We start from the raw sequence: 23153 nt of genomic DNA, 5'->3' as shown, positions 1-23153 counted from the left end.
TTGGCAAAGAAACCAAATTATTACTTAACTTTTTTGCCTTATGCAGCGACAGAGAAGTGGTTTTCTTATTTTCCTTATTTGTCTGGCATCGGTTTCTCATGCTTTAGACCTTTCCAGAATTAACCTTGGCTTTCAATATGATCTTGATGCGGGAATGACCATTAGTCATCGGGTGGTGGAGACAGAGGAAGGCGTAGTGGTTTATTTTAGGGTAAGTACAGATACATTGAATTTATGGCAGAGCCATTTCCTGCTGCAGGAGAAATACAATTCACCCAAACACGATACCCTCAGCAACTACACACTGGATACTTTGCAAATCAGTCTGTCCACCGGATATTTCAAACTCATCATGCCCCAGTCCCAAAAGGCATTATTGCTGATCAGTATGGTGGATTTGGACAGAGGACTGTATAGAATCGGGGATGTCCGGATTTCAACCCCCGTTGGCTTCACTCCAAACCTTCCAATGGACGCACAGGGGCTTCCGGTGTTTGAGAGCTATGTCACAGGTGAACGTGTACGGATTGCAGGTGAAACAAGTAGTCTTCACGCCTACCAATACCAGGATGATTTTGGTTCGGCAGACCCGCCCATGGGGTTGATGAAGCCCATCGCTCCAAGCCTGACCATTGATAGTTCCTTTTATTTTGAAAGGGAATTGGTCAGTATGGAGGACTACCATTTTTACCTCATTCAGGAGGACACACTGGCTCAAACGGCCCTTACTTTACTCAAATGCCCTGCCTACTACCCGGAGTTCAAACGCCTGGATGAGTTGATCGGCCCGCTTACGTACATCACCACACCTACAGAGCTCAAGGCCATCAGTGACAGTCAAAGCAAAAAGGTTTTTGAAAATTTCTGGATCAATACTTACGGAACCAAGTTCAGGGCAAAAAATGCCATTCGGGTCTTCTATGGGCAGGTGGAAAATGCAAACAGACTCTTCACGGATTATAAGCAGGGCTGGAAAACCGACCGGGGGATGATCTACATCATCTTTGGTCGGCCGGATCAGGTTTTTCGCAATGAAAGCACGGAGGTTTGGAAATATAATGACGGCCCCGAATTTGAATTCATCAGGATTTCAACTCTCTTTACACCCACAATGTATACCTTGAAGCGTGACCGTCAGTATGAACGGCTGTGGTATTCACAGGTAGGAGATCTCAGAAAAGGCTTATAATGGAAGTAAAAAAAAATGAACATATGATCTATGGCATTCGTGCTGTCATAGAAACCATCCATGCAGGAAAGGATCTTGAGAAAGTGTTCATTCAAAAAGGGCTGAAAGGGGATTTGGCCAAAGAGCTTCAGGGGCTCATTCACGGGCGACAGATTCCGCTCTCCACTGTGCCTGTAGAAAAAATCAACAGTTTTACCCGAAAGAATCACCAGGGGGTTGTGGCTTTTCTGTCTCCTGTTCAATACCACAAAATAGAGCATGTGCTGCCTGCAGTGTTTGAAAACAGACGCGTACCCCTTATTCTTATACTTGACAGGGTAACAGACGTGAGAAACTTTGGGGGTATTGCCCGTACTGCGGAGTGTATGGGCGTGGATGCCATACTTATTCCCACCAAAAACAGCGCTCAAATCAATGCCGATGCCATCAAAACATCTGCCGGGGCGCTCAATTTTATACCGGTATGCAGAGAGGCCAACTTGAAAGAAGCCATCCAGTTTCTGAAAGACTCTGGATTGCAGGTTGTGGCCAGTACGGAGAAGGCAGAATCGTACTTTCAGGACATTGATCTGATGGTGCCCACAGCCATTATTGTAGGATCAGAGGATGAGGGAATTTCATCTGCCTACCTGGCCATGGCCGATAAACAGGTGAAAATCCCTATCAGTGGAGAAATTGCGTCACTCAACGTGTCAGTGGCTGCGGCAATGGCCTTGTACGAAGTGAATAGACAGAGGCTTATATAAATTTTTCGCCTTTTTCCATTTTCACATCGGTCACAAACCTCCTGAAAATCCCCGAGTCTTCTTTTTTGCAGATGAGAAGTACATCCTCAAAGTCAGCTACCAGATAGCCCTCTAGCCCCTGGGCTACTATTACACGATTCGTCTCACTGAGAATGTAATTATCCTGAGCGTCATAAGTGATCACGTTGCCCTCTATTACGTTTTCGTTCTCGTCCTTGGTTTTGATTTCGTGCAGGGCATTCCATGAGCCCAGATCAGACCAACCAAAATCTCCTAAAACCACATACACACTGTCAGACTTTTCCATGATTGCATAATCTATGGAGTTGCTTTTGGACAGAGAGTAAGCCGACTTGATGAACTTTACCTCATCAGGTGTATAGTAAATGCCTGTGCCTTCCTGGAAAGTCTCCGCCAGTTCAGGCTGATACGTTTCAAACGCTGTGATGATGGCCGTGACACTCCACACAAAGATGCCGGCGTTCCATACAAAGTCGCCGCTGGCAATAAATTTCTCGGCCAGTTCCAGCTCGGGCTTTTCAGTGAAAGTCCGCACCTTCTTTATCTCTTCTTCAGATTCTTCAAACTGAATGTAGCCATATCCGGTCTCAGGTCGGTGAGGTTCTATCCCTATGGTAAACAGCCGCTCATCGTCCGTATGGGCCACGGCCTGCTGGATCACCTCCACAAAAGCTGCTTCCTTAAATATGACGTGATCAGACGGAAGAATGACCATCACGCCATTGGGATCTTTTTCCTTGATTTTATAGGCGGCATAAGCAATGCAAGGCGCTGTGTTTCGTTTGGAGGGTTCCAGAAGTATGTTTTCACTTGGTAGCTCAGGCAGTTGTTCGGCCAGGAGATCTTTGTATATTTCGTTAGAGACCACCCAGATGTTTTCAGAGGGTACCGTTTTTTTAAACCGGTCAAAGGTCATTTGAAGCAAAGTTCTGCCTGTTCCTAAAACATCTAGAAATTGTTTTGGTTTATTATTGCGGCTGTAAGGCCAAAACCTTGTTCCCGTACCACCTGCCATAATCACTACATGGATATTCTTGTTCATGTTGACTGTTGCTGAAATGAATGCTTTCTGGATTATTTTCGACAAATATAGACCAATGCTACAACCTGCACAGCAGTGTCGCCCTCCTATTGAATATCTGAGGGTCATTGGTGCGGCAAATACCAATATTTTTATTAATTTATACATCCCTTGAAACAGAAGAGGATATAGATGGAGACCGGAATAGATTATAAACTGAAGGAAACACTCAAACGTGTTTTCGGATACAATACCTTCAGAGGCACACAGGAGGAAATCATCCAGCATGTCATGGATGGGAAGAATACTTTTGTCATTATGCCCACCGGGGCTGGAAAGTCCCTATGCTATCAGCTGCCGGCCATCGTGAAGGAAGGTACTGCTATAGTTATTTCACCGCTGATTGCCCTGATGAAAAATCAGGTGGATCAAATGAATGCAGTGGGGATCAATGCCCGCTTTCTGAATAGCACCCTCAATAAAGGTGAGATGACCAGGGTAAAAAAGGAAACCCTGGCTGGGGAGGTAAAGTTGCTATACGTGGCGCCAGAGTCTCTCACCAAGGAAAGTAATATAGAGTTTCTGCACAAAGCCAATATCTCTTTTGTAGCCGTGGATGAGGCTCACTGTATCTCAGAGTGGGGACACGACTTCAGACCCGAGTACCGGAAAATCAAATCAATTATCAAGAGTTTCGGCAATATTCCGATAGTGGCACTCACTGCCACAGCCACACCCAAAGTGCAACTGGATATTCAGAAGAACCTTGAGATAGAAGAAGCAGAGGTTTTCCAAAGCTCCTTTAACAGAACCAACCTCATTTATGAGGTAAAGCCCAAAAAGCAGGCAAAAAAGCAGCTCATTAGAATCGTAAAGGAGCACAAGGGCGAATCCGGAATTGTTTACTGCCTGAGCAGAAAAAAGGTGGAGGAAATTGCCGAGTTTCTAAAAGTAAATGGTGTGAATGTGGCGCCCTACCACGCCGGTATGGATGGGAATGTGCGCATGAAAAACCAGGACGCTTTTCTCAATGAAGACGTGGACGTGATCGTCGCCACCATAGCATTCGGTATGGGTATAGATAAGCCGGATGTGCGTTTCGTGGTGCACTATGATGTGCCAAAGTCTATCGAAGGGTACTATCAGGAGACCGGCCGGGCTGGTAGAGACGGCATCATGAGCAAAGTGGTGATGTTTTATAGCTACAACGATATCCTGAAGCTTGAAAAGTTTAATAAAGATAAACCTGTTACCGAAAGAGAAAACTCCAAATACCTGCTGGAGGAAATGGCGCTGTATGCAGAGTCCGCGGTGTGTCGGCGCAAGCAGTTGCTACATTACTTTGGAGAAGAGTACCACGTAGAGAACTGTGAAAATTGCGATAACTGCCTCCATCAGCGAGAGCATATTGATGGACAGGATTATGTCAAAAAGGTGATTGAGTCAGTTTCTCAGACAGAAGAACGGTTCAATCTTGACCACCTCAGCAAGGTGTTGATTGGGATCAAGTCTGAGCACGTACTGAGCTACAATCATCACAAACTGAAAATCTTTGGGGTGGGTAAAAGCAACGACGAACACTTCTGGAAGTCCATCATCAGGCAGACCCTGCTGAATGAGTTTATTTGCAAAGACATTGATAACCCCGGAGTGTTCAAGCTCACACAAAAGGGTGTAGACTTCATGCTGGATCCTTATCCCGTGGACCTGGTCAAAGACCATGAGTATGAAACCGAGGGCGAAGAGGAAGAAATAGAAAAGGAGACCATCAATACCACCGCGTATGACAAGGTGCTCTTTGATATGATCAAAAACCTGAGGAAGAAGGTGGCCAAGCAGAAGGACCTTCCTCCATATGTTATTTTTCAGGACCCGTCCATGGAGGAGATGGCCACGCTCTATCCCACCACCATGGATGACCTCATCAAAATTGTGGGTGTTGGGGAGAGCAAAGCCCGGAAATTCGGAAAACCTTTTCTGGAGATGATCGAAAAGTATGTAGAGGAAAATGACATCATTACTGCCTCTGATGTGCTGGTTAAGTCCTCTGGAGTCAAATCCAAGAATAAAATTTTCATCATTCAGCAGATTGACCTGAAGATCGACCTGGAAGACATAGCAGAGTCCAAGGAGATGAAGTATGAGCAGCTCATACGCGAAATTGAAAACATTTGCTTCGGCGGCACCAAGCTCAATCTGAATTATTACATAGATCAGCTTTTGGATGACGAGCGGCAGGAAGACATCATTGACTATTTCATGAACGCCGAATCTGACAGCATAGAAGATGCCATGGAAGAGTTGCGTGATTTCTATTCTGAGGATGAAGTGAGACTCATGCGAATCAAATTCATGTCAGAACATGCGCATTAATCCTTAATAACGTCACAAAATTAATTTAGACCGTCTATTTTTGGGCGGTCTTTTTTTTGACAAAATCAAATTATCCAATGAATATACTTGTGATTGGCTCGGGTGGGAGAGAGCATGCCATGGTCTGGAAGATCCGGCAAAGTGCCAAATGTGACGAGCTATTCGTAGCACCGGGCAATGGAGGTACCCATGATCTGGCCACCAATCTTTATATCAGTGTAGAGGATCATGATGGGATCAAAGCGGCCATTTTGGAAAAACGTATTGATTTGGTCGTAATTGGTCCGGAAGTGCCCCTTGTGAATGGGTTGGTAGATGACTTGAAGAGCGACCCGGCTTTGTCGGGTTTACTGGTTGTGGGGCCAGGGCGCAGTGGAGCCATACTGGAAGGAAGCAAGGAGGTGGCCAAGGATTTTATGAAAAAATATGGGGTGCCAACCGCTGCTGCGGAGGTATTTGATGAAAGTAATATATCGGAAGGTTATCAATTTCTGGACAAACTTAAGCCGCCGTACGTACTCAAAGCAGATGGTCTGGCTGCCGGCAAGGGCGTGCTGATCACGGAGAGTATTGATGAGGCTAAGCAGAACCTGGATGATTTAATCCTAAATAAGAAGTTTGGCGATGCCAGTGCCAAGGTGTTGGTAGAAGAGTTTCTTCCGGGGATAGAAGTGTCGGTATTTGTGCTAACAGACGGGAAGGATTACCTCATTTTACCGGAAGCCAAGGATTATAAGCGGATAGGGGAGAAGGACACTGGGCCTAACACCGGAGGAATGGGCGCCATCTCACCAGTCATATTTGCGGATAAGGATTTTATGAAGCGGGTGGAGGATGAAGTGGTGAAGCCTACCATTGAGGGCATCAGGAAAGAAAAAATGGACTACACCGGCTTTATCTTTATCGGGCTGATGAACAGTGGTGGTGCACCTAAGGTGATTGAGTATAATGTGCGCATGGGAGATCCCGAAACCGAGGTGGTCCTGCCTCGGATTAAGTCTGATTTTGTGAGTCTTCTGGAAGCTGCAGCCCGCGGCACTCTGGCGGGTCAGAAACTTGAAGTGGAGCCCTTCACTGCAGCTACCGTGGTGCTCGTGGCTGGAGGATACCCCGATGCTTATGAGAAAGGAAAGGAAATAACCTTCACCGATTCTATGAAAGGCGTGATTACGTTTCATGCCGGCACCAGAAAGGTTCAGGACCAACTGGTGACCAACGGGGGGCGTGTGATGGCCCTTACAGGGTTAGGTAAGAATATGGGAGAGGCACTCAGTCATTGCTACAAAGCAGCTGAGCATGTGAAATGGGATGGGATTAATTTTCGGTCGGATATTGGATTTGATTTACAAGAGTTGGGTCAGTAGGTTTTAGCAAAAATCTGCATAGCTTTGAAAAGTCAATAGTAGAATGATCAGGTCAATCTTTACGACTTCCCTGTAATTTTACTTTGTTAATGCCAAAGTGGCGAAATTGGTAGACCTGCCATGCCGGCAGGCAGGCGCGCACAGTGCGCTTGGACCCTTTTCCTCACATGATGCATTGAGTTGAAAATAGAGTATATGCCAAAGTGGCGAAATTGGTAGACGCGCACGTTTCAGGGACGTGTGAGCTTACGCTCGTGCGGGTTCGACTCCCGCCTTTGGTACAAAACTTTCCCACTGCTTTGAAGTGTTGATACTTCAAAACTTAGATCTTTCACTTGTTCGTTATATTTGGTATTTTAACCTAAATAATTCAAACCATGGGATGTGCATCGTGTAGTACGGCTGGCAGTGAGGATGGAGTGGCCTTGGGTTGTAATAACAATGGGGGCTGCAGTACTGGCGGCTGCAATAAGATGAACGTATTTGACTGGCTCTCTAATATGGAGGATCCTATAGTCAGTGATTTCAACATAGTGGAAGTTCGTTTCAAGAACGGACGCAAAGAATTCTTCACCAACAATAATCATTTGAATCTGACCACCGGTGATGCTGTGGTAGTAGACGTACCCAATGGTCACCATATCGGTCACGTATCTCTGCAGGGAGAGTTGGTGCGTCTTCAGATGAAGAAGCGTAGTGTGGAGGAAAACGAGGAGATCAAGAACATCTACCGCATAGCTTCCCAGCGTGACATAGACAAATACAGGGAAGTGAAAAAGCGCGAAATGCCCACGCTCTATCGCACTCGCCAGATTATCGAAGACCTGAAGATCGGCATGAAGCTGACGGATGTGGAGTATCAGGCGGATAATACCAAAGCCACATTTTACTATTCAGCCGAAGAGCGAGTTGATTTTAGAGAGTTGATCAAACTGCTGGCAGGTGAATTCAAAATTCGTGTGGAAATGCGTCAGATCAGCCTGCGCCAGGAAGCCGGAAGGCTGGGTGGAATAGGTTCTTGTGGTCGGGAGCTTTGCTGCTCCACGTGGCTTGGCGACTTTAAGAGTGTAAGCACCCAGGCGGCACGTTATCAGAATCTTTCACTCAACCCAAGTAAACTTTCCGGCCAGTGCGGACGTCTGAAGTGTTGTCTGAACTATGAGCTGGATACCTACATGGAGGCCCTCAAGGACATCCCTGAGGTAGAAAAACCTCTGGAAACTGCCAAGGGTAGAGCCAAGCTTCAAAAGACGGATATATTCAGGAAGATCATGTGGTTTGGATATGACGATGAAAACACCTGGTATCCACTGGATGTGAAGCGGGTGAATGAGATCCTGGAAATGAATAAAGCAGGGAAGAAGCCTGTGACCCTGGCTGAGGATGTGGTGGAAGTAGTGAAAGATGATGTAGGATTGAACAGTGATCTGGTGGCCATGGATAGGAAATTCTCCAAAGGAGATCCAAAGTCCAAGGGGAAGAATAAGAAACGCAAGTTCAATAAGAACAAAAACAAGAACAAAAACCGAAAGAATCGCCCTAATAATCAGAATAAACCATCATGATAAAATCGATTTGGCTGCTCATTCCGGTAGCCCTGTTGCTGGCATGTGATCCCGATCGGGTGTTTGAGGAAAACAAGGACTTTGAAGAAGCCTATTGGCATAAAGATTCGCTGGTGACCTTTGAGTTTGACGTGCCTTCGGCGGATCTTGAGTACAACCTCTATGCTAACATTAGGAATGCCCAGCACTTCCCTTTTTACAATTTGTATTTCCAATATACACTTTCAGACTCTGCCGGAACGGTACTGGCCAGGGAGTTAAAGAATATTGATCTTTTCAACCCCAAAACGGGTGAACCTTATGGGAGTGGCCTGGGTGACCTTTTCGATCACAGACAATTGCTTCTTTCGGCCTATGATTTTCCATCTCAGGGGACTTACACGCTCACGTTCGAACAGTATATGCGGCAGGATAGCCTGGCACTCATTGTGTCTGTAGGGGCAAGACTTGAACAGGTTTCAGGGCAGTAGTAAGATTGCTTATTCCTCCATCCGGTGAATAAATTTCTCCAGCTTTTCCTGGGTTTGTGGGCGGTTGATCCAATATTCTCTGCTATAAAACTGCAAAAACGGCCAGCCTTTTTCCACGAAATGAGTTTGGCGATAGCTGTGGGCTTCTTTGGCCGATAGTGTATCATAAAAAAGATCATCATCCGTAAGTATCAGGCCCTGGTTTCTGTCGTTCATTTTCACTGTGATGTCCGCAAAGGGCAGGCTCTTCTCCAGTATGGCGGTACTTTCCGTATGTGTGAGTCTGTTTCTCAGGTACCAGCTTTGATGGTGATTGGTGTCTTCCTGACTTTCCGGTTGCCACTGGCCATCGCTCACGCTTTTAGCATACTCCAGGTAGGCTTTTAGTAGTTTAGGTCCGGGGTTGACCGTTTGCTCGGTGTGGAGCTGGTGGGGCAGGAGGCTCGTGATGACGTAGATTGCTTCACGTGCCCGCGTGATGGCTACATTTAACCTGTTTTCGCCTCCGGCCTGATTGAGTGTGCCAAAACGGAGTTGAAGATTCCCTTTGGTGTCAGGGGCATAGGCCGTACTGAAAATGATGATGTCACGTTCATCCCCCTGTACATTTTCTATGTTTTTCACAAATAGTGAATCCGGAATGGTGAGTTCGGAGCGATCTTGCTTTTGTTCCACCAAATCCAGTATGAGCCCCTGTTGATTGTTGTTGAAGGTGACTACCCCTATGGATTTACCTGGGTGGGATTGGTGGAGAGCTTGCAGCAGCTCAATGACAGCTTCTGCTTCTTCCAGGTTGGTATTGTTTTCCCAGGTTCCATTTTTCTTTATATAGCGGATGTTGGGCTTTCCGTTTTTAGCCAGTTGATAGTCCGGGAGGAGCTTTAGCTTTCCACTATAAAAGTGATGATTGGAAAACTCAATAAGCTCCAGTGACCTGCTGCGGTAGTGCCCCCTCAGGCTCACTTCAGTGAGGTATTGTTTGGCCAGTGCCAGCAGGGAATCCGCCTCCAGCTCCGGAGAATCGTCGGATTCTTCTTCCCACCGCACCCTGTACAGGTCGTTGGGCTGAAGCTGCTTGTCATCCCCCACGATCACCACCTGTCTGCCGCGATACATGGCCGGTATGCCCCGCTCAGCAAAGCACTGAGAGGCTTCATCGAAAATGACCAGGTCAAATGTCTCAGCCATGGGGAAAATGGCTGACGCGGACTCAGGAGAAGCCAGCCAGCATGGGAGCAAAGAGAACACCTCTTCGTGAAATTGTGAAATGACCCGTCGTATCGGCCAGATCTTCCTTTTTTTGGTGACCTGATGATACAGGTCTTTGTATGTCACCAGGTTATTGAGTCTGTTATACTCCAGGTTTTCGTATGTCCTTTCCCTCGACTTGAGCAGCAGTATTTCTTTACTGATGCTCATTTTGTCCTCAATGGCCTGCTGCAGTTCCTGAGTCAGATGATCAATCTTGAACGAGGAGACGGCCCTTAAAATGGGATACTTGGTTTCAATGTGATCGATCCAGGCCAGTGCAAGGCTGTTTTCAAATAGACTGATGACTTTTTGCTTGTCCTCATGGTCTCTGTCTACAAGTTCAGAAATGATTTTTTCTTCCTCTCTGGTAAATCCGCCTTTCAGCTTGTGGTATTCCACCAGCGCATCAAAATCTTCCGTCAGTTGCTTTTGTATAGTTTCCACCCGCTCTTTGCCGAGCAGGATGCTCCGTATCTGCTTTTCTGAGATGTATTTGGCCCACCGCTGGAGCTGCAGAGGTATTTTTTCAAGGAATGTCAGGAGGGCTTCAAGTGAGGAAACATACGAAACACGATCTGCAGTTTTGGAAGGGATGAATTGTGTAATGGTTCTTACAGCTCGGGTCAGTTGAATGCATTTGAGTCCCAGTTTTTGATAAAAGAACCAATTCTGGATGTCAATTTTCCGATAGGTTTTTGGAAAATCCATGAGCCAGGGTGTTTCCGCTATTTTGGTAACAATGTGTTCATAGTTGAGCCTGTTGTCAATGCGTTTCAGCAGGATCTCAAACCCTTCCCGGTTGCTCTTGAGCTCGTTGGCTACCAGTACCCGTGTAATGAAGATTTTGTCTGCAGAAAACAGGCGCCATCTGATCCAGCTGAACAGGTTTTTACGGGCACGTATGGCATGTTCCAGTGCCTCCTGAAAGCGGCCGAGCTCACTGGAGTGAAGGGAAATCTCCGGTCCGTCGCCTTTGAAGCATTGCAACATGGTGCGTTCCAGGTTAGACAGCCACATCGGATCTTCATCCGGATCAAACTCCATCATGTGCTTATAATACTGGAACACAGTTTCGTTGTCCAGATTGGTGCGTAACATACTGAGGTCTTGCTGATGGGCTAAAAAATGCAGACAGGTTTCAAAGTCTATGGCCAGCACCGCAAACTGTAGCGATTCGGTTTTAAGCTTCAGTTCAAACTCGGGAATTTCTTCCAGAAGGCTCTTGATCCTGACGAAATCCTGACTGGTGAAAGTGGCAAATGAAGGACCCGAGATCCAGAAATGTGGCTTTTTCTCAAACTTCTGATAATAATCAAGAAACCTGGAAAGGCGGGTGACAAACTCGGGAGCCTGCAAATAGTCAAATTGTCGATATTGCTGATTGAGGGAAAAAGAGGGCTGTTCAGGGTCTGAGGTCAGGTAGAGTTCTTTGACCGACTTCCCGCACTCAGATTCATCAAAAAGGGCCATTTTAAACTCTTCCAGTTCTTCTGTGGTCTGATCGATTTTTCTGCTGGCCTGCAGGAAGTTGCGCTCCAGGTGAATGGCATCCAGACCATTGTTTTTTTGCCGATACTCGTCAAGGCTGTCTACCTGCCTGGCAATTTGCCCGAAAATATCTTTTCTGTCATTTTTGAAATCATGTACCAGACCAATGAAGTCATGGAGCTCCTGCTGCTGCAGACGGGCATATACCACATCCAGTGCGGCTTTTTTCTGACAAACCAGCAACACATTTTTTCCTCGGGCGATAAAGTCGCTAATGAGGTTACAGATGAGCTGAGACTTGCCTGTGCCGGGAGGGCCTTGCACTGTCAGGGAGTTGCCGTTTTTGATCAGTTTGAGCGCGTACTCCTGGGAAGCATCCATCTCAAAAGGCGTGAAGGTGGTCTCCTCTTTCACCTGATCGGAAAAACGAATGTTTTGAGAAGCCTCCGGGTCTTCTTTAATCCGGGAGGTGAAAAAATCCGCAAGGTCTGTGGTCTTCGGGTTTTCCAGCAATTTGACGTAGTCCGGTACCAGATAAGAACCGGCCTGAGGGAAAATACCCAGAACTGCCTCCGGGTGCAGCTTTAACTCGCCATTTTTTTGATCGGTTTCGTAATCCGTCTTTTTGTAATTGACGAAGGGCAGCAACTTATCCAGAAAATTTTCCTGGTTAAAATTCAACTCCAGGTTACTCTCCTTCAAAATTCCATAAAGCTCGGTGCGGTAGACCGTACTGTCTCTGTCCAGGTCTGTCAGCACAGACTCGATCAACTCTTCATCCAGGGAGACTTTATTGTAGTAGGCATAGCTGAGCAGAAAAGTTTTGTTGAAGGTGATGTTCACATCTTTGCGTTGCTCCAGATACCATCCATTCTGGCCACGGCTCAGAGACACTGGAAAGAAAATAAGTGGACAACGAACCAGAGTGCCATCACTGAATTTACCCCTCACAAAAGGCCAGCCCACATAGAGGTCCCGGGCACCGCGCTCCTGAAAGATGAACTCTTCTATTCGCTGAATTTTTCTGAGTTTATGGCTGGTGGTGTTGACAGACTTATCCCTTGCATCAAATTCGTCGCAGAGTTTGATGCGCTCTTTTTGCCCTATCAGTGCTTCAATGACACTAAAGCTCGGTTGATTATTGGCAAAATCCAGATCATGAATGTCGAGAAACTGATCCGAGATCAACCTGAGGAGGAGTAGTGATCGATTGTTTCCGGACAGATTGGTGAGCCTACGTAAGTAAGATTGTAGAATTTTCTCCATAAGGTGTCCTTCACGGATTAGGTGAAAGATAGGGATATATTTTTTGATATAAACTGTCGCTGAGAATCTTTATAGGTTTTATCTGGCTGACAGAATCTAAACGTCCCTGCTGCTTCCGGAAACTGACGATGGCCCGCGCTAAATTATAATCGATATAAGGGTGTGTATACAGATGATTGAGTGAATCGGTATTAATGTTAATCTTTTGTACCTCTCCGGTAAAAACCGCAAGTTCCAATAGTCTGTCGATGACATCAGGAGCGAGTCCGTAAACCTCATGCAACTGGTCACCGGAGTAAAACCCGCCAAGCTTACTGCGAAATGCGACAATGCGTTCAGAAAGTACAGGGCCTATTCCTCTGATGGCCTGCAGGTCAGTTGCTGAGGCATAGTTAATGTCGAATCTTTCTTTTGCGACGATTATTTTCTCAGAGGGTTCTGGCTTTGCTTCATCAGGGGTGTGCTCCTCCGGTAGCTGGATTTGGTTCCACAGCTCCTGTACACGCGCCTTGGAGATGCCATATATCTTGGACAAGTCTCCTTTTACCTTAAACTGGCCCCCGTGTTCGCGATAGTTGATCAGATTAGTCGCTACCCTTTCGGAAAACCCCAAATCGGTGAGGTCCTGAAGGGAGGCCGTATTTGGGTCAAAAGGGAAAGATTTGGACTCGACTTTTGCCAAGGGAATTTGAGTCTTTTCCGGTTCTTTTAGCTCCAAAAACGATTCCAGCTCCTTGCCCCACTTGCTCAAAGATTCCCGATCAGCGCTGAAACTTTCTTGGTTCGAATGCGATTGTATGAGGTAGATTTTGGGAAGGACGGCTGTCAGGAAGGTAATGAGGATCAAAACGAGGGTGCCATTGGCTTCAGATTTGGAAAAGCCAAGCGTGTCAATTATCCACTGTCTGACAAATTTGATCATTGACCGGTGTTTACAAACAAGAATAATAGATTTTTATGATAAATGTCATGTGGTTAATAACGCATCGTACCTTATTTTTGCAAACACTTGAAATTTTCAGGAAAAAGTAAAGTAGCATAGGATAGATGCAGAGACATTTTAAGGCAGTTGGGATATCTTATAAAAACACTCCACTGGAAGTGAGGGAGTCCGTGGCTTTTGATGAGCCGCAGACCAAGCGTTTTTTGATTCAGCTCAAAGAGATTTTGGGGGTGGATGAGGCGTTGGTGCTTTCCACCTGCAATCGTACTGAGATCTATTACTTTGCTGCGGAAGACCTGAGTAAGGAGATCTGTGGGCTGGTGGATGTGTTTCATGGGATCTCTACAACAGCTCCTTCAGCGGAATATTTCCAACCTTTTACTCATCAGGAAGCGGTTCGACATTTGTTTGAGGTCGCGCTTGGCCTTCAGTCTATGGTGCTGGGAGATATCCAGATTAACAACCAGGTAAAAAAAGCCTATCAGTGGGCAGCGGATGAAAACATGGCGGGCCCATTTTTGCATCGGCTCCTTCATACCATATTTTACACCAATAAGCGGGTGGTTCAGGAAACGGCCTTTCACGACGGAACAGCCTCTGTGGCTTCAGCCGCAGCCAGTGTGGCCGAGAAGTTCATGGTCAACTATACTGCGCCTAAAGTGGCCATTTTGGGAATGGGAGAGATCGGTCAGAATGTGGCCGAAAACCTCAAAGGAGTGAATGCGGAGATTACCCTGCTGAACCGTACCTTCTCCAGAGCTGAAGCTAAGGCTGTTGAGCTGGGTTATCAGGCCCGGCCATTTGATGAGCTGGAGACCGTGCTGAAGGATGTCCATGTGATCATCAGTGCAGTGCAAACACCGAGTCCAATTATCCATGGAGCGCACCTTTCAGCAAATTCACACCCCCAATTGCTGATAGACCTTTCGGTCCCCAGAAGCATCGCCGAGGATGTGGAAACAGTATCCGGCGTGTTGCTTTACAACGTAGATCAGCTTCAGGAACGAGCCACAGAGGCCCTTGAGAAGCGAAAATCTGCTGTGACCCTGGTCAGTGCCATCGTTACTGAGAGCATCGCTGAGTTTGACAACTGGTCACAGGAAATGGAAGTGTCTCCTACCATCAAGAAGTTCAAACAGGCACTGGAGGACATCAGAAAGCAAGAACTGGCCCGATATACCGACAAGGTAGACGAGGCCCAGGCTAAGCTGCTCGACAAGGCCACTAAGAATATGATTCAGAAGGTAATCAAGCTTCCTGTGTTGCAGTTAAAGGCGGCTTGTAAGCGAGGGGACGCTGATTCTATGGTGGGTCTTCTCAATGACCTTTTCAATCTGGAAAAGCAAGAAACCAAAGATTCCGAGTAGTCATCTAGCTTTGCCTTCTCTATATTTGAGTATGCATAAATCATGCGTTTTACTGGTTCTGTATTTTTTGGCCACTGTTGGTTTTGCGGGTGAGTTACGCATTATTACATCAGGTGGCTTGCAGGGAGTGGCCAATGAGCAGGGACAGGTGGTGGTGCCGGCAATCTATGAGAAGCTAGGCTGGTCCAATGGCCAAAGTGATATCACCAGCGAGTCTATCGGATATTTTGAAAATGGCAAATGGGGGCTTATCAACATCCGGACCACCAAGCTGACTAACGCCCGATATGCTACCCTGGAGCCGTTCAATGATGTGCTTTTCGAAGCAGGGATTGCCGGAAAGTTCACCAACATTATTTTTCGTGGCCTGATAGACAGTAAGTCAGAGGTACATCTTGATTTTAAGTACTATACCATTGATGATTTGGGAGACCACAGGCTGCTCGTTTCCGAATACGTGGCTGGAGGTGAGCTACGCTTTGGGATGTTTTCGGATCAAAATGTGAGGTTGATTGCCCCTGAGTTCGCCTCTATAGACCGTGTTGGAAATTACATTTTGGCCAGCAACAAGGTGCGGAAAACAAGGGTTTATGATCTGAATGGACGGGTAGTGTTGCCTATGTGGGTCGATGAGGTAACACCGACCTCAGAAGGCCTGGTGGTCATCAATGAGGGATATCAGGGCCTGCTGGATCATGATGGTAAGTTGATTCGAGAGCTTACTTATAAGTCGGTTGAAGATTTGATCGAGTTCCCCCACTGGGAAGTGAGAAAGTTAAATGGCGCTGATCAGCGATTTTTTCTCTGCGATTCTTTGAGTTATGATTTTGAAACGGACTTGCTCATTGCTCATGTCAATAATGCGGAGCACCTGCTGGGGGCGAGCGAAACACTCTTTCAGGATCAGCAACATGGCCTAAAGCACATCAGCAACGGATTTTTGGTGACCCGTAACAAGTACCTTCAAACCTGGGGGATTTATAAGACCGATGGCCGTGAAGTGGCCGTGGGGTTTGATTCAGTGGCTGTGGACACTGATTATTTTTATACAAAATCAGGAACTGCATGGGATGTCTATAACCTCTTCGGTAGAAAAATTAACGACAGGCCCTTTCAGCAGGTGAGGAGTTCTCAGGAGCGCAACGTTCCGGTCAGGAAAAACGACTATTGGGGGTGGATTGATTTTCAGGGAGAGCAGCTGATCAACTATCATTTTGAAGACATTGTACCCACTCCCAATCCGGGATATTTTATTGCTAAAAACTATGGCAGATGGGGTGTAAGCACCTTGGAGGATGAGTGGCTGATCATGCCTCAATATGACAGTGTATATACTTATCAGTCCTTTTATTTGGCAGAAAGGGGCTATGCCACCCACATATATGGGCTGAATGGAAAGCTGTTATATGAGCTGCCCTACACCTTGGTGCCGGGAGATTTTCTGGCGGTTCAGGACTCTGCCACAGTGGGTGCTGTGACGGATCAGGGGTATTACATTTACCCTGAGTACGATCAGGTGAGCAGACACGGTGAGTTCTTCGAATTGAAACAGGGAGCAATCACCGGATTAATTTCAGGAACAGGGAGGGTGCTCTTGGGGCCAAAAGATGAGGTGGAGGATGTGCTGTCCTATTCAGAAGGCTATTTTCATATCATCAAAGACGGCAAGCACGGTTTTGTAGACGAAAATGGAAAGCTCAGAATAGCCAACAGGTACGACTCGGCCCAATATTATCATGACGGACTGGCTCCTGTGAAGTTGTTGGGAAAATGGGGCTTTGTAGACCCGGCAGAAAATTTGGTGATCCAACCGTTTTACAAGTACTCCAGCGTATTTGATCATGGGCTCGCTGTGATCCAGTCTGGTGAAAATTTTGGGATTATCAATAAGGAAGGGGGGGAAGTGATCACTCCGGCATGGAAGTATATAGAGCGCCTCTCTACCGGCAATTACAGGGTCACTGACTGGGACCTGAAAATGGGTCTGGTAGATACCAATGGTAAATTTATCGTGCGGCCCAACTACGGATCCATAGAGGATACTGATCAGGCATTGATTATCGCTGGGAGGTCTGGTAAAAAGGGAGTCCTTGACTACTCAGGCTTCACCAAAGTACCCTTCGACTATCAGCAGATAGAGATTGTTGGCGATTACCTGTTGCTGCGGAAATAATCTAGACTACTTTCAAATGGATCAGGTCATCCTCCACAAAATACCGGGTGGCCATTTCACCAAGATCCTCAGGCCTTACCGTGTCCAGTGTATCAAGGAAACTGTAGAAATACTCATCGGAAAGTCCGGCCTGTTTCAGTCCTTTGATCATTTCCAGGGAGCTAAAAGGCGAGTCGAATGAATTGAGAAATTTGCCCTTCATGTAGTTGATCACCATTTTGAATTCCTCTGACCCTGGAGGCTCACTTTTCAGTCGACCGATCTCTTTAAGGATTTCCTGCTGAGCCACCTCCGTTTTCTCACGGAGGATCTCTGAACTAATGGTCCAGTAGGATGCATTTTGCAGATGGATCAGGCTGGAGTGAATCCCATAGGTGAGTCCCTTTTTCTCCCGAATGTTTTTCATCAGTCGTGAGCCGAAAAAGCCACCAAGTAACTCGTTGGTGATTTTCAGCAAGTGGATGTCAGGATGAGTCCGGTCAATTATGATTTTACCCAACCGAATACTTGCCTGAGTGCTGTCTTCACGGGTCACCTCCAGCTGTTTGGTGGTCTCGGGTCGGTGCTTGCCTGAGGCCTGCCGCGTGTGAAAAGCTACTTTACCAAAGCAACGGTCAATGGCCCCAATCTCCTCATCGGTCACCAGACCGGAAATGTAGAGCTGCGGAGTGGTGAGGAGGGCGCTTTTGAAACGGAGAAGGTCCTGATAGGTGATCTTTTCCACCATCTCCACGTCCATCAACAGGCCATAAGGATGGTTCTTGCCAAAGAGCATTTCCCTGAACTTCAGGTTGGCGAAAGCGTTGTTTTTGGCATGCTGCTGCCGCACCTGCTCTATTCTTATTTGTTTGAGGGTATTGAATTCACTCTCCGGGAATACCGACTCGGTCAGCATCTCCACCAGCAATTCCAATAACGCAGGGAAAAATTTATTGAGGGTATATAGCTTGATCGAAACCCCATCCAGCGTGGGAGTTACCTCCAGATGACTCCCAAAGAAGTCAAAAGCTTCCGCAATCTCCTCCGAAGACTTTCTGCTGGTGCCTTCTGTGAGCATCTTGAAAAGGTAAAATGCCAACCCGGGTGATGGTTCCTCCCAGCGACCTACCGGCACAGCGATTTCAAAAAGTACCAGTGGCTGCAATCCCTGATTGACAACAGTCACCGGAATATTACCCAACATCATTTCCCTTGGCTGAGGCAGATGGGGCCGGGCTACGGCGGTTGCTTCAGGGGCTACTGATCTGTCTGGCATTAATTCACCGTTGGCTCTTCGTCTTTGGTATCGAAACTAAAGACAAATGAAAGTCGGAGCGTATTCCCCAGCGGGTGATTGTTTTCCTGAGGTACCAGATATGAGAAATCAATTCCGAAAACCTGGTATTTAAAGCCAATACCGGCTGTAAAATATTTTCTGTTTCCTTTGTTCTGATGCTCATAGAAATAGCCCGTGCGAATCGCAAAAACCTCGCGGTAGCGATACTCAAGTCCCGTAGAGATCATGATCTCCTGCATTTCTTCGCTAAACCCATTGGGAGCATCCGTAAATGAACCGAATGAACCGCTGAGCAGAGGTCTGTTAGGGTCTTTTCCTTTGGCAATTACCGGATCACCATTGTTATCTGTCACCAGATCGCCATCTGAATCCACTTCGTAGATTGGCGGTGTGGGCACCAGTAGTTTGTTGAAGTCCAGCAAGAGTGCCACACTATTGTAAGGATCCATATCTATTTTGAAGGCCGTTCCCAAACGCAGGTTGGTTGGGATAAAGTCTTCATTGGAGTCGTTACTGTAGGTGATTTTTCTTCCGAAATTGGACAGGTGCGCACCAAAGGACAGCTCCGAGTTCATGCCGTTGAAAATGAGTTCCTTGGTGTAGTAAAAGCCCAGATCGATCGCCACACTGGTACCAGCTTTGGCATCTGGCGCTCCGGTGATGTTTCCAGAGAGGTTGGACCAGATGTACCGGGCAGTCACCCCCACACCTATGTTTTCAGAAAGTTTTCTGCTGTAGGTACCATCAAAGGCTGCTTCTCTGGGGTTTTCCAAACCAAGGGGTTCGCCATTGGAGTCGGTCAATTGGATTTCACCCAAATCAAAATACCTCAAAGAAACGCCGATGGTCTGTATTCTGTCAATTTTGGTGTGAAAGGTCAGGTAATTGAGGGACATGTCGTCCACAATATTTCCCAACCAGGGAGAGTAGGAAAACGAAAATCCGAGATCGTCTTCTATGAAAGCGAGTTTGCCATTGTTCCACTGCACACTGTACTCATCAGGAGAGGAGGCTACACCAGCATCTCCCATAGCTGAAGCGCGGCTGTCCGGAGCGAAACTCACGAATGGAACTGCCACGGTAATGGGATTTCGGGCACTGTCTTGTCCCGAGATATAAGCGGAGTTATTTTGAGCCGCCACCCCGATCGGAAGTAGCCCGACGAATGTCCAAATGGCGTGTTTAATACGTAAACTCATTCAATGATTTTTTAAGGTTGGCAAAGATAATTAATTAATGATTATTAGGCGTTTGATAACTTCATTGGTCGCATCATCCAGCGTGCTGGTAACTTTGAGTCGGTACAGGTAGATGCCCTTATCCAATGGAGCTCCCTGATAGTTGGACGCTCTGATGGTCAGATGATCCACTGCCCTGGGACTACTATCCACCTGAAAGTTACTTTCCTGTACCAATTCACCCCGCATATTATACAATGATATTTTCACTTCCAATTCTTCGTCTTCCCGATCATGCTCAAACCTGAAAGTTGTTTCCCCAGCCTGGGACACCGGATTGGGGTAATTCACAGCATTGTACAGCCTTATGATTGGTTTTTCGGATACCCTAAACTCAACTGTGGTTTCGGCTACATTATTGTGTGCGTCAAAAACTTTTAGGGTAGCGATGTACTTGCCCGCTTCCAGATTTTGGAGAGGAAAAAGCACGGTGCCACTTTTGTAAGTATCCGTGTGGGCAGTGTAAAATTCGTTTAACACAATTTCATCTCCGCTGTTGATCCGAAGGGTGATACCCTGGTTAAATCCATTGTCAGAAATGTTAATCCCTGTTTCGTCGGACAGGTTGGCAATAAGGAGACTATTGGTGCCTACCGTGCCACCGGATGAAAACGTGGAGTCGTTGATGAAAACTCTGATTTTCGGAGGTGTTTCATCTTCAGGCACATTATCAGCAATGCCTCCCAATACAAAGTTCCGTGAAGCTCCGGAAGCATCCGTTCGTTCGTTTTCGTTCCAGGCATACATCGTTAGTTTGCCAGGTTGAAATTTGTATGAGATGTTTTTCGGTAGGATAAATTCAGTATCGAAGCGTCCGTCGGTCACAGTAATTTCACCTCTGAACAGTGAATTGGTCTGGTCAGAATAAGTGAAGGGGTCACTTTCCTGCCCCTTGGTCACTTTTTCCTGAGGAATGTCCCAGAGCGTGACGATGGCCTTGCCCGAGAAGTCAGATACCAGGGCACCCTGGGAGGTGATTTTCCCGGAGAGGTGAAATACTTCCAGCGCACTCAGCGTGTCTGGTTCCGCTTCCAGCTGGTCAAAGCTGATGTCGTGTTCAGGGTAGTTGAGTGTGAGCATGGGATCCCCGAGAAGTGAAAAATTCCTGTTGATAGGGCCACTCAGACTGCCGTTTTTGGTCAGCCGAATGATGTCACCAAGCCGGGGGTGTCGTCCATCTATTTTCTTAAACAGGTTTTCGTGTAAGGCCTGGTTTACCGGGAAGTTGGTATGCGCATATACAGGCCTTGTGGTGGTGAGCAGCGCGATGGCCCCGCCATTGGGATTGAGCAGAAGCCGCTCAGCTCCTGAAACGAGGATGGGGCTGTCATATTTTCCAAACTGGCAAGTAGCTGTAATGAACAGGGGAAGTTTATGTCTGTTGGTCAGGTTACGAATGACCGAAAGCGTAATTACATTTTCCTCTGTGAGTTGACTTTCGTTGCCATGTCCCATGTAGTTGAGCATAAACACCCCATCTTTTATGGTGTTTTGAAAGGCCTCCAATGCTGGCGAAGGACTTACATCTTTACTTTGGTCATAGAGGTCCAGATAGAGTTTTCTGGCGGTATATTCCATGGCTGTGGTATCTATGATCTGGAAAAATTGCTCCGCCTGAATCATATGGGCATTGCGATCTCCATCGTCGGAGAAGTAGGCTATCTGATCTCGCCATTTTCCAAATACCTGAGTGGCTGTTTTGTACCTGATGATTTTGTCCACTACCTCATGCCCTTCTTCGGGGGTTTTCACGGGTAGTCTGCCCACACCAATGTCCATGGTATGGTCTTCATATGGAATGAGGAAGGTAGTGGAAGAGTTTTCTTTTCGAACACCCTCGTACCAGGTGCCCTCGTTTTCTTCCAAAAAGGCAAAATAGTCGTCTGAGGAGTGACTCAGGATGTTATGAGCCGACTCATGTGATTCATACACAGGCACAAAGTTGGTGTTGTTGCTCAGGCGGTCTTTGTAGTCATAGGAGGCATCGCCAAAAAGCAAAAGGTACTTAATTTTTCCACTTTTCAGGTAGCAATATCTCACGTAATCACGGATGGCTGTGAGATCTTGTCGGCCAGCCGAAAATTCATTGTAGACCTGACTAGTAGTGACTACCCCCACAGAGAGACCACTATAAGATTGATGGAAAGCTGCCAGCCTGTTGGCGGCATCCAGAAAATCGGGATGAGTGACTATGATGCCCTCATTACCCGCCAGACTTTTGATGTTTTGGTTGCTAATGGCATGGAAGTATTTGGGCGCAGGAAAGTCATTTCCATCAAAGGTGATGAAGGTGTGCTGGGAATATTGGTTCGAAAACTGAATTTTGGAGTCAATCACGGTGCTGTTCAAACGACCAGCATTCAGCGGATCGGTGATGTCCCACACCTGTGATTGGTTAGAGGCCTGGCTGATTTCAAAGGTACGTAGACTACCGGGAGCAAGTCTGATGATTATCTCCTTGTCATTGCCAAGATTGATTTTCCTTTTGATGGCCATCACAAAAAAGTCGAGGAAGCCAAGAGAAGTATCCACTCCAGAAGCAGGTTGAAAGCTGAGCGTGAGGGTGACCTGATCTCCCGAGACCCGTGTTTTCTCTTTTAGGGAGTTGTATTTGATTTTTTCGCCATACACCCCATTCTGAATGGCCTCCAAAGGGATACTACCCAATAGGTTGCCATTCACGCTGACATCAAAGGAACAGGGTCCTTCAGAGTTGGCTGCCGCACTTACCCAGACTTCCACGGAATCGGCCTGTCCCGATATGGAATATTCAAAACTTTGCTGGGCATCCTGATTTTTTTTGAATTTTTCCCCGAGCCAGTTGCGTCCGGATCTAAGCTGATTCTCAATGTCTACCTCATGCGTCACATAGTCATAGTATGAGGTGGTCAGGCTCCCACTTATGGCCGGACTTTCGATGGTTCCAATTCGTTTTCCGGGAGCACCACCCGTGGTGATAAAGTAGTAGAGTGTATCACTGTAAAGATTGTTTTCATACACGGGAGCGCCGCTGCTATCCAGCATGAGCTTGTCCGGCCCTTCGCTGTAAAACAAGAAATAATCCTGATCGTCCAGACGCCCATCCTGGTCCCCTACACCCCAAATCGCCAATTGTTGCGGGTCTGAAAACCGCTCTGCGCTGTTGGCCTGAGGGAGCATGCCCCCGCGCCGGGTTCCATATATTTTTAAGGTGCGGGCATCAAACGCGGCATTCATTCCAATCTCCTTCATCAGGAAATTCTTGTCGAGTTTGTAGATACCCTCCTCTGTAAGGCCTACTTTGTGCCATTGGCCATCTGATAGCACACTTTGGCCCAGAGACCAGGTGGCGATACTCAATGTAAGGAAGGTGATTAACAGGCGCATCTATCTACCAACGTGCATTAAATGGATAAAATTATA

Annotated in this window: 14 protein-coding genes and 1 tRNA gene; 9 read left to right on the top strand and 6 right to left on the bottom strand. The window is 46.8% G+C overall.

The window, feature by feature from the left end; genetic code table 11:
* The first annotated feature begins 40 nt into the window (after positions 1-40).
* Both RIH33_RS14320 and rlmB read left to right on the top strand, forming a co-directional pair.
* A complete protein-coding gene (locus RIH33_RS14320; protein ID WP_406650998.1) occupies positions 41-1189 on the top strand; it encodes a GWxTD domain-containing protein in 1149 nt (382 codons plus the stop codon).
* Entirely contained in the window at positions 1189-1935 is a 747-nt protein-coding gene (rlmB, locus tag RIH33_RS14315; protein WP_406650997.1) for a 23S rRNA (guanosine(2251)-2'-O)-methyltransferase RlmB, read from the top strand. The genes RIH33_RS14320 and rlmB overlap by 1 nt, the downstream gene beginning before the upstream one ends.
* Here the strand turns inward: rlmB and RIH33_RS14310 are convergent.
* Positions 1928-2998, bottom strand: a complete 1071-nt coding sequence (locus RIH33_RS14310; RefSeq protein WP_406650996.1) for a mannose-1-phosphate guanylyltransferase — start codon at positions 2996-2998, stop codon at positions 1928-1930. The two genes, rlmB and RIH33_RS14310, sit on opposite strands and share 8 nt — an antisense overlap.
* 171 nt (positions 2999-3169) lie before the next feature.
* On the opposite strand from RIH33_RS14310, the gene recQ reads away from it, so the two are divergent.
* From recQ to RIH33_RS14285, 5 genes are all read left to right on the top strand, one after another.
* Positions 3170-5350, top strand: coding sequence for a DNA helicase RecQ (gene recQ / locus RIH33_RS14305; protein ID WP_406650995.1), 2181 nt, complete (start codon positions 3170-3172; stop codon positions 5348-5350).
* A gap of 77 nt (positions 5351-5427) precedes the next feature.
* Positions 5428-6714, top strand: coding sequence for a phosphoribosylamine--glycine ligase (gene purD / locus RIH33_RS14300; RefSeq protein WP_406650994.1), 1287 nt, complete (start codon positions 5428-5430; stop codon positions 6712-6714).
* 197 nt (positions 6715-6911) lie between these two features.
* A tRNA-Leu gene (locus RIH33_RS14295) sits at positions 6912-6995 on the top strand.
* Between the two features lie 96 nt (positions 6996-7091).
* Positions 7092-8279, top strand: a complete 1188-nt coding sequence (locus RIH33_RS14290) for a stage 0 sporulation family protein (protein ID WP_406650993.1) — start codon at positions 7092-7094, stop codon at positions 8277-8279.
* On the top strand, positions 8276-8749 hold the full coding sequence (locus tag RIH33_RS14285) for a gliding motility lipoprotein GldH (RefSeq protein WP_406650992.1): 474 nt from the start codon (positions 8276-8278) through the stop codon (positions 8747-8749). Before RIH33_RS14290 ends, RIH33_RS14285 begins: the two co-directional genes overlap by 4 nt.
* A 9-nt stretch (positions 8750-8758) precedes the next feature.
* Here the strand turns inward: RIH33_RS14285 and RIH33_RS14280 are convergent, their stop codons facing one another.
* Both RIH33_RS14280 and RIH33_RS14275 read right to left on the bottom strand, forming a co-directional pair.
* Entirely contained in the window at positions 8759-12754 is a 3996-nt protein-coding gene (locus RIH33_RS14280) for an AAA domain-containing protein (RefSeq protein WP_406650991.1), read from the bottom strand.
* Between the two features lie 10 nt (positions 12755-12764).
* Complete coding sequence (locus RIH33_RS14275) at positions 12765-13676, bottom strand: ComEA family DNA-binding protein (protein ID WP_406650990.1); 912 nt, start codon at positions 13674-13676, stop codon at positions 12765-12767.
* A gap of 125 nt (positions 13677-13801) precedes the next feature.
* Between RIH33_RS14275 and hemA the strand changes: the two genes are divergently transcribed.
* Together hemA and RIH33_RS14265 are read left to right on the top strand one after the other, a co-directional pair.
* Positions 13802-15064: a glutamyl-tRNA reductase gene (gene hemA / locus RIH33_RS14270; protein ID WP_406650989.1), complete on the top strand. Its 1263-nt coding sequence runs from the start codon at positions 13802-13804 to the stop codon at positions 15062-15064.
* Positions 15065-15095: 31 nt separating this feature from the next.
* Positions 15096-17237 (top strand): WG repeat-containing protein, encoded by a 2142-nt coding sequence (locus RIH33_RS14265; protein ID WP_406650988.1) that lies wholly within the window; start codon positions 15096-15098, stop codon positions 17235-17237.
* Position 17238: 1 nt separating this feature from the next.
* On the opposite strand, the gene RIH33_RS14260 is transcribed toward RIH33_RS14265, so the two are convergent.
* From RIH33_RS14260 to porU, 3 genes are read right to left on the bottom strand one after another with little or no spacing between them, the layout of a single operon-like run.
* Positions 17239-18492, bottom strand: coding sequence for a M16 family metallopeptidase (locus RIH33_RS14260; protein ID WP_406650987.1), 1254 nt, complete (start codon positions 18490-18492; stop codon positions 17239-17241).
* Positions 18492-19712: a type IX secretion system outer membrane channel protein PorV gene (porV, locus tag RIH33_RS14255; protein ID WP_406650986.1), complete on the bottom strand. Its 1221-nt coding sequence runs from the start codon at positions 19710-19712 to the stop codon at positions 18492-18494. Before porV ends, RIH33_RS14260 begins: the two co-directional genes overlap by 1 nt.
* A 30-nt stretch (positions 19713-19742) precedes the next feature.
* Positions 19743-23117, bottom strand: a complete 3375-nt coding sequence (gene porU / locus RIH33_RS14250) for a type IX secretion system sortase PorU (RefSeq protein WP_406650985.1) — start codon at positions 23115-23117, stop codon at positions 19743-19745.
* Positions 23118-23153 lie beyond the last annotated feature (36 nt).

The sequence above is a fragment of the Marinoscillum sp. genome (genome assembly GCF_040222955.1).
In the GTDB taxonomy this organism is placed as follows: domain Bacteria; phylum Bacteroidota; class Bacteroidia; order Cytophagales; family Cyclobacteriaceae; genus Marinoscillum.
Note: the sequence above shows the minus strand (reverse complement) of the source record. Positions and strands in the feature narration are given on the sequence as shown.